12 protein-coding genes, 5 tRNA genes and 1 rRNA gene are annotated in these 17,019 nt (G+C 47.6%); all 18 read left to right on the top strand.

The window, feature by feature from the left end; all coding sequences use genetic code 11:
- A 5S ribosomal RNA gene (rrf, locus tag CRO03_RS18310) occupies positions 1-92 on the top strand; the annotation flags it as partial.
- 306 nt (positions 93-398) lie between these two features.
- Positions 399-1,412 carry a UDP-N-acetylmuramate dehydrogenase gene (murB, locus tag CRO03_RS18305; RefSeq protein WP_097113096.1) on the top strand — a complete coding sequence of 338 codons (1,014 nt, stop codon included), beginning with the start codon at positions 399-401 and terminating at the stop codon, positions 1,410-1,412.
- Complete coding sequence (gene birA / locus CRO03_RS18300) at positions 1,405-2,388, top strand: bifunctional biotin--[acetyl-CoA-carboxylase] ligase/biotin operon repressor BirA (RefSeq protein WP_097113098.1); 984 nt, start codon at positions 1,405-1,407, stop codon at positions 2,386-2,388. Before murB ends, birA begins: the two co-directional genes overlap by 8 nt.
- Positions 2,389-3,084 carry a type III pantothenate kinase gene (locus CRO03_RS18295; RefSeq protein ID WP_097113095.1) on the top strand — a complete coding sequence of 232 codons (696 nt, stop codon included), beginning with the start codon at positions 2,389-2,391 and terminating at the stop codon, positions 3,082-3,084. It begins immediately after the preceding gene.
- A gap of 111 nt (positions 3,085-3,195) precedes the next feature.
- Positions 3,196-3,271, top strand: a tRNA-Thr gene (locus CRO03_RS18290).
- Between the two features lie 5 nt (positions 3,272-3,276).
- A tRNA-Tyr gene (locus tag CRO03_RS18285) sits at positions 3,277-3,361 on the top strand.
- 30 nt (positions 3,362-3,391) lie between these two features.
- Positions 3,392-3,466, top strand: a tRNA-Gly gene (locus CRO03_RS18280).
- Positions 3,467-3,479: 13 nt separating this feature from the next.
- Positions 3,480-3,555 (top strand) — tRNA-Thr (locus CRO03_RS18275).
- 69 nt (positions 3,556-3,624) lie between these two features.
- The gene (gene tuf, locus CRO03_RS18270) at positions 3,625-4,809 is read left to right on the top strand and encodes an elongation factor Tu (protein WP_097113087.1); all 1,185 of its coding nucleotides are present in this window, start codon (positions 3,625-3,627) and stop codon (positions 4,807-4,809) included.
- A gap of 181 nt (positions 4,810-4,990) precedes the next feature.
- A tRNA-Trp gene (locus tag CRO03_RS18265) sits at positions 4,991-5,067 on the top strand.
- A gap of 85 nt (positions 5,068-5,152) precedes the next feature.
- Positions 5,153-5,527, top strand: a complete 375-nt coding sequence (gene secE / locus CRO03_RS18260) for a preprotein translocase subunit SecE (RefSeq protein ID WP_097113094.1) — start codon at positions 5,153-5,155, stop codon at positions 5,525-5,527.
- 15 nt (positions 5,528-5,542) lie between these two features.
- A complete protein-coding gene (nusG, locus tag CRO03_RS18255) occupies positions 5,543-6,070 on the top strand; it encodes a transcription termination/antitermination protein NusG (protein WP_097113097.1) in 528 nt (175 codons plus the stop codon).
- Between the two features lie 121 nt (positions 6,071-6,191).
- Positions 6,192-6,620 carry a 50S ribosomal protein L11 gene (rplK, locus tag CRO03_RS18250; protein ID WP_019677781.1) on the top strand — a complete coding sequence of 143 codons (429 nt, stop codon included), beginning with the start codon at positions 6,192-6,194 and terminating at the stop codon, positions 6,618-6,620.
- A gap of 3 nt (positions 6,621-6,623) precedes the next feature.
- Complete coding sequence (gene rplA / locus CRO03_RS18245) at positions 6,624-7,325, top strand: 50S ribosomal protein L1 (RefSeq protein ID WP_097113093.1); 702 nt, start codon at positions 6,624-6,626, stop codon at positions 7,323-7,325.
- Between the two features lie 292 nt (positions 7,326-7,617).
- Positions 7,618-8,112, top strand: a complete 495-nt coding sequence (gene rplJ / locus CRO03_RS18240) for a 50S ribosomal protein L10 (protein ID WP_097113092.1) — start codon at positions 7,618-7,620, stop codon at positions 8,110-8,112.
- A 66-nt stretch (positions 8,113-8,178) separates the two neighbouring features.
- Positions 8,179-8,544, top strand: a complete 366-nt coding sequence (rplL, locus tag CRO03_RS18235) for a 50S ribosomal protein L7/L12 (RefSeq protein WP_097113091.1) — start codon at positions 8,179-8,181, stop codon at positions 8,542-8,544.
- Positions 8,545-8,721: 177 nt separating this feature from the next.
- A complete protein-coding gene (gene rpoB / locus CRO03_RS18230; protein ID WP_097113090.1) occupies positions 8,722-12,747 on the top strand; it encodes a DNA-directed RNA polymerase subunit beta in 4,026 nt (1,341 codons plus the stop codon).
- Positions 12,748-12,813: 66 nt separating this feature from the next.
- Positions 12,814-16,995: a DNA-directed RNA polymerase subunit beta' gene (gene rpoC / locus CRO03_RS18225; RefSeq protein ID WP_097113089.1), complete on the top strand. Its 4,182-nt coding sequence runs from the start codon at positions 12,814-12,816 to the stop codon at positions 16,993-16,995.
- Positions 16,996-17,019 lie beyond the last annotated feature (24 nt).

Genomic DNA, 17,019 nt, shown 5'->3' with positions numbered 1-17,019 from the left:
CCCACCTGATCCCATTCCGAACTCAGAAGTGAAACGCAGCTGCGACGATGGTAGTGTGGCATTCGCCATGCGAGAGTAGTACACCGCCAGGCTCCTAATAAAGCCAAAAAGCCCACTCAGTCGAGTGGGCTTTTTGCTTTATCCGCTGCGCGGGTGTACTGCTCACGCACGCCGGCCACAGCGCTTTGCTTGTGGCATTGCGAAACACCTCCCTGTGTTTCGCCCTTCGGGCCTGCCTGCGGCAGTCCAAAACTGCTCCCGGCAGTTTTGTCGCCATGCTACCCTTGAGTGTTGTTGAAGCTCCCCCTTTGTAAAAGGGGGATTAAGGGGGATTCGGGGATTTGCTTTAGCTATTTATCAGTTTTACAATAACGCCTTATATTTTCAGTGGCCTTACTATGCATATCCTCCACGATCAGCCAGCAGAGCTTTATTCCACTTTCCGTTTGAAAACCCGCCTGGCTACTGTTATCGAAGTTAGCTGTTTGGCTGATTTGGAACAGATAGATACTGCTTCATCAACTCCGCTGGTATTAGGTGAAGGTAGCAATACTATTTTCCTTGAAGCGCAAACCAGGCCAATAGTGCGTTATACCGGCGCTAACACCACTGAAAACTGGCTGGACGATAACAGCTGTTTACTGCATGTCGAAGCTGGCCATAACTGGCATCAACTGGTCACCTTGGCGGTGCAACAGCAATTGTGGGGCATTGAAAATCTGGCATTGATTCCCGGTTCTGTTGGCGCTGCGCCGGTACAGAATATCGGGGCCTACGGCGTAGAACTCGCTGATGTTTGCGCTTATGTGGAATACTTTCATTGGCAAACGAAAAGATTACAGCGATTGACGACAAGTGAATGCAATTTTGGTTACAGGGACAGTGTGTTTAAGCATCAGTTAGCCGGTAAAGGTATTATTGTTGCTGTCGGCTTAAATTTAACGACGATCGCCCGGCCTGTGCTTAGTTATCAGGGGCTGGACAAATTGCCGGCAACCAGCGCTGTCAGTGACATTTACCAGCAGGTTATTGCCACCCGCAGTAATAAATTACCCGATTACCGGCAATTAGCTAACTGTGGCAGTTTTTTCAAAAATCCGGTGATCAGCAGCGCTGAGTATCAGCGATTGCATCAGCTGTACCCGACCATCCCAGGTTTTAAACAGAATAGTAATCAGGTAAAAGTTCCGGCCGCCTGGCTGATAGATCAGCAGGGTTTTAAAGGATACCGGAATAACGATATTGGCTGCTACGAGAAGCAACCTTTAGTGTTGGTCAACTACGGTAACGGCAGTGCATCCGATTTGCTAACACTGATAAGCCAGATCCAAAGCAAGGTCAAGCAGATTTACCGAATAACTTTAGAGCCGGAAGTCAGGCTATTAAATAGTGATGGCCAGCAATATGTCTAAAACCAGCCTGGTATGCCAGCGTCAGTTGTTACAGTATCTTGCCGATGGTAGTTTTTATTCAGGGCAGTGGCTGGCAGAGCAGCTTGGTATTAGCCGCACTGCAGTGGCTAATTATCTGAATGAGTTAAAGCAGCATGGCCTGGAGATTTTCAGTGTGAAAGGTCGTGGTTATAAACTGGCATCTTTAATTCAGTTATTGGACGCGAACAAGATCAAAAAACTCCAGACGGCGGATTGCGCACAAATCCTGGTGCAACACATTACTGACTCTACTAATAGTCAGTTGTTAAGTCGGCTGCAAGCCGGACAAAATCTTGAACCAGGAAGTGTTATTGTAGCCGAAGCGCAGTCAGCCGGGCGTGGCCGGCGTGGCCGGCCATGGTACTCGCCATTTGGCACCAATCTGTATTTTTCATGTTATTGGCGGCTTGAGCTTGGCGTGCCAGCGGCAATGGGGCTGAGTTTGGCTATTGGCCTGGCTGTTTGCCGGCTACTGCAACAGCACTATCAGCTACCGGCTAAGGTAAAGTGGCCAAATGACATTTACGTCAATGAAAAAAAAATTGCCGGCATACTGGTCGAACTATCTGGCCAGGTTGATGCCGCTTGTGATGTGGTCATCGGTATCGGCTTAAACATTGGAATGCCAGAACAAAGTGCGCAGCACATTGATCAACCCTATACTGATCTTCGAACTGAGTCAGCGCAACACGTTGAACGCAATAGCTTAGTGGTTGCACTACAGCATCAGGTTGTTAGTGTGCTGCGGGAGTTCAGCGCAACTGGTTTTACGTCTTTTGTCCCGGAGTTTAATCAGTTTGACTTATATGCGAATCGTAAGGTATCACTGATGGCAAAATTACCAATAAGTGGGATTTGCCGGGGTGTGGATAAGCAGGGGGGGATCATTATTGAAACCGAAAAATCTACTGAAGTATATTATGGTGGTGAACTAACTCTGCGAGCAGGGGGCTAGATGTATCTATTACTCGATATTGGTAATACCCGGGAAAAAGCCGCTTTGTTTAACGCCGATAGCATAAGCGCTTTACCGCAACTGAATGCGGAAAATTTAAAGACTTTACCGCTTATCGCAGTCTATTTTGCCTGTGTTGCCAATGACACCCGCCTTAATGCGTTAAAAGTTAGATTGGAGCTGGATCATCTGCCCTGGCGCCAGGTAGTGTCAGAAGGACAAGCGTTTGGTGTCGCTAATTGCTATACAGAGCCGCACCTGTTGGGAGTAGATCGTTGGTTGGCAATGTTGGGTGCCCATAAGCTTTTTACCGGGCAATCAGTTATGATCGTTGATGCTGGCACTGCACTGACTATTGACTGGCTTGATGAACGAGGCGCTCATCAGGGAGGCTGGATTATGCCTGGACTGCGTTTACAGCAGCAAAGTGTTGTTCAGCAAACGGCGAAAGTATTTAACAAAGAACTACTCGATGCCAGAGTGATCCCCGGCAGAGAGACTATCTCATGTCTGCAAAATGGCTGTCTGGCTGCGGTTATCGGCGCAATACAACAAGGATGGTTGTTAAATAAAGCTGAGCGCTTAGTTCTGACCGGTGGCGATGCGCTTTATCTGAAACCTCAGTTGGCAGATTTAACTGTCACAACCGAACCTTTATTGATTTTTCAGGGTCTTGCCCGATATATTGACCATTAACCCTCAATTTGCGCAGGAATTGAGCGGTCAGACAAGAAAAACAGTCTTTTTTGGTTTTTTCTGTTGCGCCGCTTCCGGCATTCTACTAGAATTCGCACCCACTGACGTAGTGCCGCTTTAGCTCAGTTGGTAGAGCAACTGACTTGTAATCAGTAGGTCATCCGTTCGACTCGGATAAGCGGCACCATTAGTGGAGGGGTTCCCGAGTGGCCAAAGGGATCAGACTGTAAATCTGCCGGCACTGCCTTCGAAGGTTCGAATCCTTCCCCCTCCACCATTCAGTCAGTCAAATAGCTACGAGTAGGCCGCGGGCATCGTATAATGGCTATTACCTCAGCCTTCCAAGCTGATGATGCGGGTTCGATTCCCGCTGCCCGCTCCAAAACATGTTACATGCTGATATAGCTCAGGCGGTAGAGCGCATCCTTGGTAAGGATGAGGTCCCCAGTTCGATTCTGGGTATCAGCACCATCTTGTTCGCCTCTCGTTTTTATACAACTCATTTTTTAAAACCGCCGTTTTGTTTAATAAGGGTTACTTATGGCTAAGGCTAAATTTGAACGCGTAAAACCGCACGTAAACGTAGGTACTATCGGCCACGTTGACCACGGTAAAACTACTCTGACAGCTGCTATCACTAACGTATTAGCTAAGACATACGGCGGTCAGGCATTTGCTTTCGATCAAATCGATAAAGCACCGGAAGAAAAAGCCCGTGGTATCACCATCAACACCTCACACGTTGAGTACGATACCCCAACCCGTCACTACGCACACGTAGACTGCCCGGGCCACGCTGACTATGTTAAGAACATGATCACCGGTGCGGCGCAGATGGACGGCGCAATTCTGGTTGTTGCGGCGACTGACGGTCCTATGCCACAGACACGTGAGCACATCCTGTTATCACGTCAGGTAGGCGTACCTTACATCATCGTGTTCATGAACAAGTGTGACATGGTAGATGACGAAGAGCTGTTAGAGCTGGTAGAAATGGAAGTGCGTGAGCTTCTTTCAGACTACGACTTCCCGGGTGACGATTTACCAGTAATCCGTGGTTCAGCGCTGAAAGGCCTGGAAGGCGATGCAGAGTGGGAAAAGAAAATTCTGGAGCTGGGCGAAGCGTTAGATACGTATATCCCTGAGCCGGTCCGTGCGATTGATAAGCCATTCATCATGCCAATCGAAGACGTATTCTCAATTGCTGGTCGTGGTACTGTAGTAACAGGCCGTGTAGAGCAAGGTATCATCAAAGTAGGTGAGACAGTAGAAATCGTTGGTATCAAAGACACAGTAGCGACAACCTGTACTGGTGTAGAAATGTTCCGTAAGCTGTTAGACGAAGGTCGTGCAGGCGAGAACATCGGTGCGTTGTTACGTGGTACTAAGCGTGAAGACGTAGAGCGTGGTCAGGTATTGGCTAAGCCAGGTTCAATCAAGCCACACACTAAGTTCGAAGGCGAAGTGTACGTGTTGTCAAAAGAAGAAGGCGGTCGTCATACTCCGTTCTTCAAAGGCTACCGTCCACAGTTCTACTTCCGTACTACAGACGTAACTGGCGCAGTTGAATTGCCAGAAGGCGTAGAAATGGTAATGCCAGGCGACAACCTGAAGTTTGTTGTTGAGCTGATTTGCCCAATCGCGATGGACGAAGGTTTACGCTTCGCAATCCGTGAAGGCGGCCGTACTGTAGGTGCTGGTGTAGTATCTAAAATCATCGCTTAATTAATTTTTAATAAGCAGTGATGTAAAGAAGGCTCCCCTGTGGAGCCTTTTTTTATTTCGGGCAATTAAAATAGCCCAAAACTTAACACGACAGGCACAGTACGCTTGTTTTAGTTAGCTGAGACAGTATAATGAGCGGCTATTTAATGGCTGGGTAACAAACAGCCATTTAAAAGATTGAAGGGGCATAGTTCCAATTGGTAGAACAGCGGTCTCCAAAACCGATGGTTGGGGGTTCGAATCCCTCTGCCCCTGCCAAATTTAAGGTAGAAGCTGATAGTGGCTATGCCTGATAGTTTATAACGACTGGCATGATACACGCCAAATTGAAGTGAGTTAGAGCATGAGCGTTGCGAGCGAAAATCCAAAAAACGGGCTTGATCTGGTTAAATGGTTATTAGTTTTTGTCATTCTGTCATTAGCAGTTGTGGGTAACTATATTTTCGAACTAGGTGCATTAGAACGTGCTATAGCAATTGTTGTGCTGGTGATTATTGCTGGCGTAGTTGCTGGTCAAACCCATAAAGGCCGTACTTTTATTAATTTCGCTAAAGAGTCTCGTTCTGAAATCCGTAAGGTTGTTTGGCCTACCCGCCAGGAAACAATGCAAACTACGCTGGTAGTAATAATAGCCACTATTATTATGGGCTTATTATTATGGGGCCTGGATGCTATTTTATTACGGGTTGTTTCTTTCTTTACCGGATTGGGGATCTAAAGCATGGCTGCAAAAATGCGTTGGTATGTCGTACAAGCGTTTTCAGGATTTGAGCAACGGGTTGCCACATCGCTGCGTGAATATATCAAACTTAACGAGATGGAAGAAAAGTTCGGTGAAGTATTAGTACCTACCGAAGAAGTTATTGAAATGCGTGCTGGCCAGAAGCGTAAGTCTGAGCGCAAGTTCTTCCCTGGTTATGTATTGGTACAAATGGAAATGTGTGAAGAAGCGTGGCACTTGGTAAAGAGTGTGCCGCGGGTCCTCGGTTTTATTGGTGGTACCTCAGATCGTCCTGCGCCTATTTCTGAGAAAGAAGCCATGACCATCCTCAATCGTCTGCAGGATAATGCAGATAAGCCGAAGCCAAAAACCTTGTTTGAAGCGGGTGAAGTAGTGCGGGTTACTGAAGGTCCATTTGCAGACTTTAATGGCGTAGTTGAAGAAGTCGATTACGAAAAAAGCCGCGTAAAAGTCTCCGTATTAATTTTCGGCCGGGCCACCCCGGTGGAACTGGAATTTGGTCAGGTTGAGAAAGCCTGATTTATTGGTTGTAACGGGGCGCTGATTAAAATATAATCTGCGCCCTTTTTATCGTCAGGGGAGCCGTTTGAGTAAGTGTCCTCGCATTTACAAGGCTACGACCCTATAACAGAGGTGAAACATGGCAAAGAAAGTCACAGCACTTATTAAGCTGCAGGTAAAAGCAGGTATGGCAAACCCTTCGCCGCCAGTTGGTCCGGCATTGGGTCAGCACGGCGTAAATATCATGGAATTCTGTAAAGGCTTTAACGCCCGTACTGAAAGCCTTGATAAAGGTATGCCGATCCCAGTAGTTATTACTGTCTACAGCGATCGTTCTTTCACATTCGAAACCCGTACCCCGCCAGCGTCGTTCCTGCTGTTAAAAGCAGCGGCACTGAAAAGCGGTTCTGGTCGTCCGAATACCCAGAAAGTTGGCAAGGTTACAGCTGCGCAGATTGATGAGATCGTTAAGATCAAACAACCTGATTTAACAGCTGCAGATCATGCTGCTGCGGTGCGTACCATTGAAGGTACTGCTCGTTCAATGGGCTTAGTGGTGGAGGGCTAATCGATGGCTAAATTAACAAAACGCGCTAAGTTAATCCGCTCTAAAGTAGATGTAACTCGCGAATACGACATCAACGAAGCTGTTGCTTTGTTAAAAGAATTAACTGCCGGCAAGTTCGTTGAGAGCGTTGACGTTGCAGTAAACCTGGGCATCGATGCTCGTAAGTCAGACCAGAACGTGCGTGGTGCAACAGTACTGCCACACGGTACTGGCCGCACTGTACGTGTTGCTGTATTTACCCAGGGTGCAAATGCTGAAGCGGCTAAAGCTGCCGGTGCTGACATCGTTGGTATGGAAGACTTAGCCGAACAGGTTAAGAAAGGCGTAATGAACTTTGACGTTGTTATCGCTTCTCCGGATGCCATGCGTGTTGTTGGTATGCTAGGTCAGATTTTAGGCCCACGTGGCTTAATGCCTAACCCTAAAACAGGTACTGTTACGCCTAACGTAGCTGATGCTGTTAAGAATGCTAAAGCGGGTCAGGTTCGTTACCGTAATGATAAGAATGGTATTATCCATTCCACTATCGGTAAAATCGACTTTGATGCTGACAAGTTAAAAGAAAACTTAGAAGCCTTATTAGTTGCATTAAAGCGTGCCAAGCCTTCAGTAGCGAAAGGTATTTTCATTAAGAAAGTGACCATTTCATCTACTCACGGTGCCGGCATGACTTTAAACCAAGCTTCTCTGAGTGCAGTGGTTTAAGGCTTAGCTTTACAGCAGGGCGGTATTGTTCTATAATCCCGCCCTCAAAAAATTCGGGTAGAAGTGTTGATTTAGCGCGTTAAAACCGCAAATCAGCGCTTCCGTCCAAGACCGTAGGTGCAATAAAGCGCAAGCCGCATTGCTTAAAATAACAACCTACGCAGACGGTGCAGGCCCCAGAACGAATTAAATTCAATCTGGTCTCACCGTAAATCGCGCGCCTTCGGGTAACCAGAGGCGATGTGTAGGCAACCGGATTATCTTATCCGGATGAACCAGGAGTTAAGAGCCAATGGCTATAAAGCTTGATGACAAAAAAGCAATTGTTGCTGAAGTCCAGGAAGCTGCCAAAGGTGCTTTATCTGCGGTAGTCGCAGATGCTCGTGGTGTCACTGTTGGCAACATCACTGCCTTGCGTAAGCAAGCTCGTGATGCGGGTGTTTGGATGAAAGTGGTCCGTAACACCTTAGTTCGCCGTGCAGTAGATGGCACCGAGTTCGAGTGTCTGAAAGATGCATTCGTAGGCCCGACACTGATTGCGTTCTCTAAAGAGCACCCAGGTGCTGCAGCGCGGATCTTTAAAGATTTCGCTAAAGATAACAAACAGTTCGAGTTGAAAAGTGCCGCTTTTAATGGCGAAACAGTAAGCATTGATGTTTTAGCATCGTTACCAACATACGACGAAGCTATTGCACGCTTAATGAGCACTATGAAAGAAGCAGCAGCCGGCAAACTTGTACGTACAATTGCCGCGGTTCGCGACCAAAAACAGGATCAAGCCGCGTAATTTTGCGTGTTGTTTGATGAGTGGAATTTAATTCGGGATCCGTCCCCTAATTTAGGAATCTGAGCAATGTCAGTGACTAAAGATCAAATCTTAGATGCTATCGCAGCAATGTCTGTAATGGATGTAGTTGAATTAGTATCTGCAATGGAAGAAAAGTTCGGTGTATCTGCCTCTGCCGCTGTAGCTGTTGCTGCTGGCCCGGCTGCTGCCGCTGAAGAACAAACAGAATTCAACGTAGTTCTGGCTGCTGTTGGCCCTAACAAAGTATCTGTTATCAAAGCAGTACGTGGTGCTACCGGCTTAGGCCTGAAAGAAGCGAAAGACCTGGTTGAGTCAGCTCCAGCTGCCATCAAGGAAGGCGTTTCTAAAGATGAAGCAGCTGCTCTTAAGAAAGATCTTGAAGAAGCTGGTGCATCTGTTGAAGTTAAATAATCCGGTCAAAACCGGGTTAACTGCCTGAAATTCGGGCTGGGCTGGTGATGAATTAATCACCGGCCTTTTTGCGCTGTGGGACAATGATTTCCCCACCCCTGCTGTTACCATGTCTGGTAGCAATAAATTACCGGTAATTCGGTAGTTGGGAAAAAAATCAGCAAGCTGAGGAACCCCATGACTTACTCTTATTCTGAGAAGAAACGTATCCGTAAGGACTTCGGCAAACGTCCGGAAGTACTGGATGTGCCATACCTGCTATCGATTCAAATTGAGTCTTTCAGCAAATTTATCGAGCCAGATCCGGAAGGTGAATACGGTTTAGAAGCCGCGTTCCGCTCTGTATTTCCAATCAAAAGCTATTCAGGCAGCGCGGAATTGCAGTATGTCAGCTACCGCATTGGGGAACCTGTTTTTGATGTAAAAGAATGTCAAATCCGTGGCGTTACCTATTCTGCGCCATTGCGTGTGAAGCTGCGGATGGTGTTATTTGATAAAGAAGCACCAGGCACGATTAAAGATATCCGTGAACAAGAAGTTTACATGGGTGAAATCCCGCTAATGACTGAAAATGGTACCTTTGTAATTAATGGTACTGAGCGGGTTATCGTTTCTCAGCTGCATCGCAGCCCAGGTGTCTTCTTTGACCACGACCGTGGTAAAACGCACTCTTCTGGCAAAGTATTATATAACGCCCGCGTTATTCCTTACCGTGGTTCATGGTTAGACTTTGAATTTGATGCCAAAGATAATCTGTTTGTCCGGATCGACCGCCGCCGTAAATTACCGGCAACTATTTTATTGCGGGCGCTGGAGTTCAGCACAGAAGAAATTCTGGCTACCTTCTTTGAGAACACCAAGTTTGAAGTGAAAGAAGGCAAGTTGTTGATGGAAGTGGTTGCCAACCGTTTACGCGGTGAAACAGCCGGTTTTGATATTAAAGATAACGATGGCGAAGTGATTGTCGAGCAAGGCCGTCGGATCACTGCCCGTCATGTGCGTCAGCTGGAAAAAACCGGTCTGACCATGATGGAAGTGCCACATGAATATGTAGTTGGCCGGGTACTGGCTAAAAACTACGTTGACACCAGCAGTGGTGAAATTGTTGCAGAAGCCAATGCTGAATTAACTCTGGATATGTTAGCCAAGCTGACAAAAGCCGGTTACGAAAGTTTTGAGACACTGTACATCAACGATTTGGATCAGGGTTCTTACGTTTCAGAAACTATTCGGATTGACCCAAGTAATAACCGGATTGAAGCGCTGGTAGAGATCTACCGGATGATGCGTCCGGGTGAACCACCAACGCGTGAAGCCGCTGAAACTCTGTTTGAAAATTTATTCTTCTCAGAAGATCGGTATGACCTGTCGACCGTTGGCCGGATGAAGTTTAATCGTCGGGTTGGCTTTGAAGAAAACATTGGCGCAGGTGTCCTGAGCAAAGAAGACATCCTGGCAGTAATGAAGGTGTTAATCGACATTCGTAACGGTAACGGTGAAGTTGATGATATCGACCACTTAGGTAACCGTCGGATTCGTTCTGTTGGTGAAATGGCCGAGAACCAATTCCGGGTCGGTTTAGTCCGGGTAGAACGCGCTGTTAAAGAACGTCTGTCACTGGGCGACTTAGATGCCGTTATGCCACAGGATCTGATTAACGCTAAGCCTATTTCAGCTGCCGTTAAAGAGTTCTTCGGTTCCAGCCAGCTGTCACAGTTTATGGATCAGAATAACCCGCTGTCAGAAGTGACGCACAAGCGTCGTATTTCGGCGTTAGGCCCGGGCGGTCTGACTCGTGAACGTGCAGGCTTTGAAGTACGTGACGTACACCCGACTCACTATGGCCGGGTATGCCCGATTGAAACGCCGGAAGGTCCGAATATCGGTCTGATTAACTCGTTGTCAATGTTTGCTCAGACTAACGAATATGGTTTCCTGGAAACCCCGTACCGCCGGATTGAAAACGGTATTGTAACTGACGAAGTTGATTTCCTGTCAGCGATTGAAGAAGGTAACTTTGTTATCGCCCAGGCGAACGCTGAACTTACTGCTGAAAATCGGTTGTCAGAAGAGTTAGTGCCTTGCCGTTACAAAAACGAATTTACCCTGATGCCGTCATCAGAAGTCCAGTATATGGACGTTGCACCACAGCAAATCGTATCGGTTGCGGCGGCGCTAATCCCGTTCCTGGAACACGATGATGCTAACCGGGCCCTGATGGGTTCGAACATGCAACGTCAGGCAGTTCCTACTTTACGCGCTGATAAGCCGCTGGTAGGTACTGGTATTGAGCGCGTGGTAGCGAAAGATTCAGGCGTAACCGTAGTAGCGAAACGTGGTGGTACCGTTGATTATGTCGACGCCAGCCGTATTGTTATTAAGGTGCACGAAGAAGAAATGATCGCCGGTGAAGCTGGTATCGATATCTACAACCTGACCAAATACACCCGTTCTAACCAGAACACCTGTATTAACCAGCGTCCTTGCGTTAACCATGGCGAGCCAATCGAACGTGGTGATGTATTAGCTGATGGCCCGTCTACCGATTTAGGTGAACTGGCGTTGGGCCAGAACCTGCGCGTGGCATTTATGCCGTGGAATGGTTACAACTTCGAAGATTCGATTTTGTTATCTGAGCGTCTGGTACAGGAAGATCGTTTAACCACTATTCATATTCAGGAATTAAGCTGTATCGCTCGTGATACCAAGCTTGGTCCTGAAGAAATTACCGGTGATATCCCGAACGTCGGTGAGTCTGCGCTTTCCAAGCTGGACGAAGCCGGTATCGTGTATATCGGTGCTGAAGTTAAAGGTGGTGACATTCTGGTAGGTAAGGTGACACCTAAAGGTGAAAGCCAGTTAACGCCGGAAGAGAAGTTGTTACGAGCTATCTTTGGTGAAAAAGCCTCTGATGTAAAAGACACCTCTTTGCGGGTACCAAACTCAGTAACCGGTACTGTTATTGATGTACAGGTATTTACCCGTGATGGCGTTGAGAAAGATAAGCGCGCCCGCGAAATCGAGGAAATGGAAGTCAAACAGGCTAAGAAAGACCTGAATGAAGAATTCCGGATCCTGGAAGCCGGTATTAGTGATCGGGCCCGTAACCTGCTGGAGCAAAGCGGTTTAGACCGTGCCAAGCTGGATACGTTAAAAGGCGATGCGTTGTTTAATCAGAGCCTGAGCGATGAAGACAAGCAAAACGATTTAGAGCAGTTAGCGGCCCAATACGAAGAAATTCGGGTTGAGTACGATAAGAAGTTTGAATTAAAACGCCGTAAAATTACCCAGGGTGATGATTTAGCCCCTGGTGTTCTGAAAATTGTTAAAGTGTATCTGGCTGTTAAACGCCGGATCCAGCCAGGTGATAAAATGGCGGGTCGTCACGGTAACAAAGGTGTTATCTCAACTATCGTGCCGGTTGAAGACATGCCATACGACGAAAAAGGTCAGCCGGTTGATATCGTACTGAACCCGTTAGGTGTTCCGTCACGGATGAACATTGGTCAGATTCTTGAAACTCACCTGGGCTTAGCGGCGCGTGGTATTGGTGACAAAATCGACGGCATGATTAAAGACCAGAAAGAGATCGCAGAAATCCGCGACTTCCTGGTTAAAGTATATGCCTTAGGTGAATCACGCCAGAACGTTGATGTTGCCAGCTTCACTGATGATGAAGTGCGTCGCCTGGCGCAGAACCTGCGCAAGGGCCTGCCAGTGGCAACACCGGTGTTTGATGGTGCTAAAGAATCAGAAATCAAAGAGTTATTAACACTTGGCGATTTACCGACCAGCGGTCAGATCACCTTATATGATGGTCGTACCGGTAATACCTTTGAGCGGAAGGTTACGGTTGGCTACATGTACATGCTGAAACTGAACCACTTAGTTGACGACAAGATGCACGCGCGTTCTACCGGTTCTTACAGTCTGGTTACTCAGCAGCCGCTGGGTGGTAAGGCACAGTTCGGTGGTCAGCGTTTCGGTGAGATGGAAGTGTGGGCGTTAGAAGCTTATGGTGCAGCTTATACCCTGCAGGAAATGCTTACTGTTAAGTCTGATGACGTCAACGGTCGTACCAAGATGTATAAAAACATCGTTGACGGCGACCACAGAATGGAGCCTGGTATGCCAGAATCTTTCAACGTACTGATGAAAGAAATCCGTTCGCTCGGTATCAATATCGAATTGGAAGAGGAATAAACCGACAGTTAGTTGGCGGGGTAGTGTGCTGCCCCATTCCGGTTTACCTCTTACAGGAGAGCAAAGGTGAAAGACTTATTAAAGTTTCTTAAACAACAAACTAAAACTGAAGAGTTTGATGTTATTCGTATCGGTTTATCCTCACCGGATATGATCCGTTCATGGTCATTTGGTGAAGTGAAAAAGCCAGAAACGATCAACTACCGTACCTTTAAACCAGAGCGTGACGGTTTATTCTGTGCCCGGATTTTTGGCCCGGTAAAAGATTACGAGTGTTTGTGCGGTAAGTACAAGCGCTTAAAGCACCGCGGTGTTATTTGTGAAAAGTGTGGCGTTGAAGTTACCTTAACCAAGGTACGTCGTGAGCGGATGGGCCACATTGAGCTGGCCAGCCCGGTAGCGCATATCTGGTTCTTAAAATCGCTGCCAAGCCGGATTGGTTTATTACTTGATATGACCCTGCGTGATATCGAGCGCGTGCTGTATTTCGAAAGCTATGTGGTAACAGAGCCAGGCATGACCTCGTTAGAGCGTCGCCAGATGTTAACTGAAGAAGAATATCTGGACGTACTGGAAGAGCATGGCGATGAATTCGAAGCCAAGATGGGTGCTGAAGCCGTGCTGGACATCCTGCGTGGTATCGACTTAGCAGTTGAAATTAAGCAAATGCGCGAAGAGCTGCCTACCATCAACTCTGAAACCAAGCGTAAAAAGATCAGCAAGCGTTTAAAACTGATGGAATCTTTCTTCACCTCAGGCAACAAGCCCGAGTGGATGATTATGACCGTGTTGCCAGTATTGCCACCGGATTTACGTCCTCTGGTACCACTGGACGGTGGCCGTTTTGCCACCTCAGATTTGAACGACTTATACCGTCGTGTGATCAACCGTAACAACCGCTTAAAGCGGCTGTTAGACTTGTCTGCGCCTGATATTATTGTCCGTAACGAAAAGCGGATGTTGCAGGAAGCGGTTGATGCCTTATTAGATAACGGCCGTCGCGGTCGGGCTATTACTGGCTCAAACAAACGCCCACTGAAATCTCTGGCCGATATGATCAAAGGTAAGCAGGGTCGTTTCCGTCAGAACTTACTAGGTAAGCGGGTTGATTACTCAGGCCGTTCGGTTATCACCGTTGGTCCTACCTTACGTCTGCATCAGTGCGGTTTACCGAAGAAAATGGCCTTAGAATTATTTAAGCCTTTTATTTACGGTAAGTTAGAAGCCCGCGGTTTAGCCACGACGATTAAAGCGGCTAAAAAGATGGTAGAGCGTGAAGAAGGCGCAGTATGGGACGTTTTGGATGAAGTTATCCGCGAACACCCGGTACTGTTGAACCGGGCACCAACTCTGCACCGTTTGGGTATTCAGGCATTTGAACCGGTACTGATTGAAGGTAAAGCGATCCAGCTGCACCCGTTAGTATGTGCCGCGTATAATGCCGATTTCGATGGTGACCAAATGGCGGTACACGTACCGTTAACCATTGAAGCGCAGTTAGAAGCCCGTGCGTTGATGATGTCGACCAACAACGTGTTATCACCTGCGAACGGTGAGCCTATCATCGTACCTTCACAGGACGTTGTATTGGGCTTGTACTACATGACGCGTGAGGCGATAAACGTCAAAGGCGAAGGCATGATGTTTAAAAGTGCGAAAGAAGCTGAAAAAGCCTTCCGTGCTGACTGTGCCAGCCTGCATGCCAAAGTTAAAGTACGGATCACTGAAGTAGAAATTGCTGAAGATGGTAGCCGCACTGAAACAGTAGCCGTACGCGATACTACCGTTGGCCGTGCTATTTTATTCTCTATTCTGCCTGAAGGCCTGGCGTTTGATTCAATCAACCAGCCAATGGGTAAGAAGCAGATTTCTCGCTTATTAAACGGCGCTTATCGTCGTATCGGCCTGAAGAAAACCGTTATTCTTGCTGACCAAATCATGTATACCGGTTTCCACTATGCGATGTTATCTGGTGTATCTGTAGGTATTGACGACATGGTGATCCCGGCTGCAAAAACCGAGATTATCGACGCAGCAGAGACTGAAGTTGCTGAAATTCAGGACCAGTTCCAGCAAGGTCTGGTCACCGCCGGTGAAAAATACAACAAAGTTATCGATATCTGGTCAACAGCTAACGAAACCTTGTCAAAAGCTATGATGGACAACCTGTCAAAAGAGTCAGTAGTTGACCGTGATGGCAATACCGTCGAACAGCAATCATTTAACTCAGTTTATATGATGGCTGACTCAGGCGCCCGGGGTTCACCAGCGCAAATCCGGCAACTGTCGGCGATGCGTGGTCTGATGGCTAAGCCAGATGGCTCTATCATCGAAACGCCGATTACCGCTAACTTCCGGGAAGGCTTAAGCGTATTACAGTACTTTATCTCTACCCACGGTGCCCGTAAGGGTCTGGCTGATACTGCACTGAAAACAGCGAACTCAGGTTACCTGACCCGTCGTCTGGTTGATGTTGCTCAGGATTTAGTGGTAACGGAAAGCGATTGTGGTTCAGATCAGGGCATCATTATGAAGCCATTGATCGAAGGTGGTGACGTGGTTGAAGGCCTGCGTGAGCGGGTACTGGGCCGGGTTGTTATCGGTGATGTTGTATCGCCAACCACCGGTGAAGTATTGGTTGCTGACGGCACCATGCTGGACGAACAACTTTGTGATTCAATTGAACAAAATTCAATTGATGAAGTGCATGTTCGCTCAGTAATTACCTGTCAGACTGACTTTGGTGTTTGTGCCAAATGTTATGGTCGTGACTTAGCACGTGGCCACCTGATCAACGCAGGTGAAGCAGTGGGTGTTATTGCTGCCCAGTCAATCGGTGAGCCAGGTACCCAGTTAACGATGCGTACTTTCCACATCGGTGGTGCAGCATCACGGGCGTCAGCAGAAAACAGTGTTCAGGTGAAAAACGCCGGCACCTTAAAACTGCATAACGCTAAGTTTGTACGTAACGCTGATAACAAAATTGTTATTACCTCTCGCTCTGCTGAAGTAACAGTATTCGACGAGTTGGGTCGTGAGAAAGAGCGCTATAAGCTGCCATACGGTTCTATAATGGCTACCGATGACAATGCCAAAGTGGCCTCTGGTCAAATCGTTGCGAACTGGGACCCGCATTCACACCCAATTATCGTTGAGCGTGGTGCTAAGGTTAGCTTCAGCGATGTTGATGATACCAACACCGAAGTACAACAGGATGAACTGACCGGTTTAACCCGGACAGTAGTAAAAGATTTGGCCAAAGCTAACGCGAAAGAGCCGAAACTTATCCTGGCGACCGATGATGGTGGCCTGCAGGAGATTCGTCTGCCAAGCTTCACCACTATCGAAGTAGCGGACGGCGAAACTGTACTGACCGGTGGCGTGTTAGCACGGATTCCACAGGAAAGTTCAAAGACCCGCGATATTACTGGTGGTCTGCCACGGGTTGCCGATTTATTTGAAGCACGTAAACCAAAAGATCCAGCCATCCTGGCCGAAATCTCTGGTGTTATCAGCTTCGGTAAAGAAACCAAAGGCAAACGTCGTCTGGTGATTACCCCGGAACAGGGTGATGCTCATGAAGAGATGATCCCGAAATGGCGTCAGGTTAATGTGTTCGAAGGTGAGCGCATTGAAAAAGGCGAAGTTATCTCGGAAGGCCCTGAGTCAGCGCACGATATTCTGCGGTTACGTGGTATTCACCATGTCGCCAGCTATATCGTGAATGAAGTTCAGGACGTTTACCGCTTACAAGGCGTAAAAATTAACGATAAGCACATTGAAACGATTATTCGTCAGATGTTGCGTAAGTGTTTAATCACCAGTCCGGGTGACAGTGAGTTCCTGGAAGGTGAAATGGCAGAAGTGGCCCGCGTTAATATCGCAAACCGCGATCTTGAAGCGGCCGGAAAAATGCCAGCGCAGTATGAGCGTTCATTACTAGGTATTACTAAAGCGTCACTGTCGACCGATTCGTTTATCTCGGCAGCGTCGTTCCAGGAAACAACCCGCGTTCTGACTGAAGCTGCCGTTGGTGGCAAGTTTGACGAACTGCGTGGTTTGAAAGAAAACGTTATTGTGGGCCGCTTGATCCCGGCAGGTACTGGTTTTGCGTATCATCAAAACCGTGCCCGTCTGCGTCAGCGTGGTGGCAATACCGACGTTGTTGAACCGTCAATGAGTGCAGAGTCTGCTGAACAAGCTCTGACCGATGCACTTAATATGAATTTGTCGGGCAACGACGAGTAAGAAAGGAGCAGGCAGTTTGCCGGT

Source organism: Arsukibacterium tuosuense (assembly GCF_900215315.1).
Taxonomy (GTDB): domain Bacteria; phylum Pseudomonadota; class Gammaproteobacteria; order Enterobacterales; family Alteromonadaceae; genus Alishewanella; species Alishewanella tuosuense.
The sequence above is the reverse complement of the archived record's forward strand: the minus strand, read 5'-3'. Positions and strand labels throughout refer to the sequence as shown.

Bases quoted from the DNA above. Each gene is read 5' to 3' on its own strand.
- rplK (WP_019677781.1), top strand. From the start codon at position 6,192: ATGGCAAAGAAAGTCACAGCACTTATTAAGCTGCAGGTAAAAGCAGGT.
- rplJ (WP_097113092.1), top strand. From the start codon at position 7,618: ATGGCTATAAAGCTTGATGACAAAAAAGCAATTGTTGCTGAAGTCCAG.
- rpoB (WP_097113090.1), top strand. From the start codon at position 8,722: ATGACTTACTCTTATTCTGAGAAGAAACGTATCCGTAAGGACTTCGGC.
- tuf (WP_097113087.1), top strand. From the start codon at position 3,625: ATGGCTAAGGCTAAATTTGAACGCGTAAAACCGCACGTAAACGTAGGT.
- rplL (WP_097113091.1), top strand. From the start codon at position 8,179: ATGTCAGTGACTAAAGATCAAATCTTAGATGCTATCGCAGCAATGTCT.
- secE (WP_097113094.1), top strand. From the start codon at position 5,153: ATGAGCGTTGCGAGCGAAAATCCAAAAAACGGGCTTGATCTGGTTAAA.
- murB (WP_097113096.1), top strand. From the start codon at position 399: ATGCATATCCTCCACGATCAGCCAGCAGAGCTTTATTCCACTTTCCGT.
- nusG (WP_097113097.1), top strand. From the start codon at position 5,543: ATGCGTTGGTATGTCGTACAAGCGTTTTCAGGATTTGAGCAACGGGTT.
- CRO03_RS18295 (WP_097113095.1), top strand. From the start codon at position 2,389: ATGTATCTATTACTCGATATTGGTAATACCCGGGAAAAAGCCGCTTTG.
- birA (WP_097113098.1), top strand. From the start codon at position 1,405: ATGTCTAAAACCAGCCTGGTATGCCAGCGTCAGTTGTTACAGTATCTT.
- rplA (WP_097113093.1), top strand. From the start codon at position 6,624: ATGGCTAAATTAACAAAACGCGCTAAGTTAATCCGCTCTAAAGTAGAT.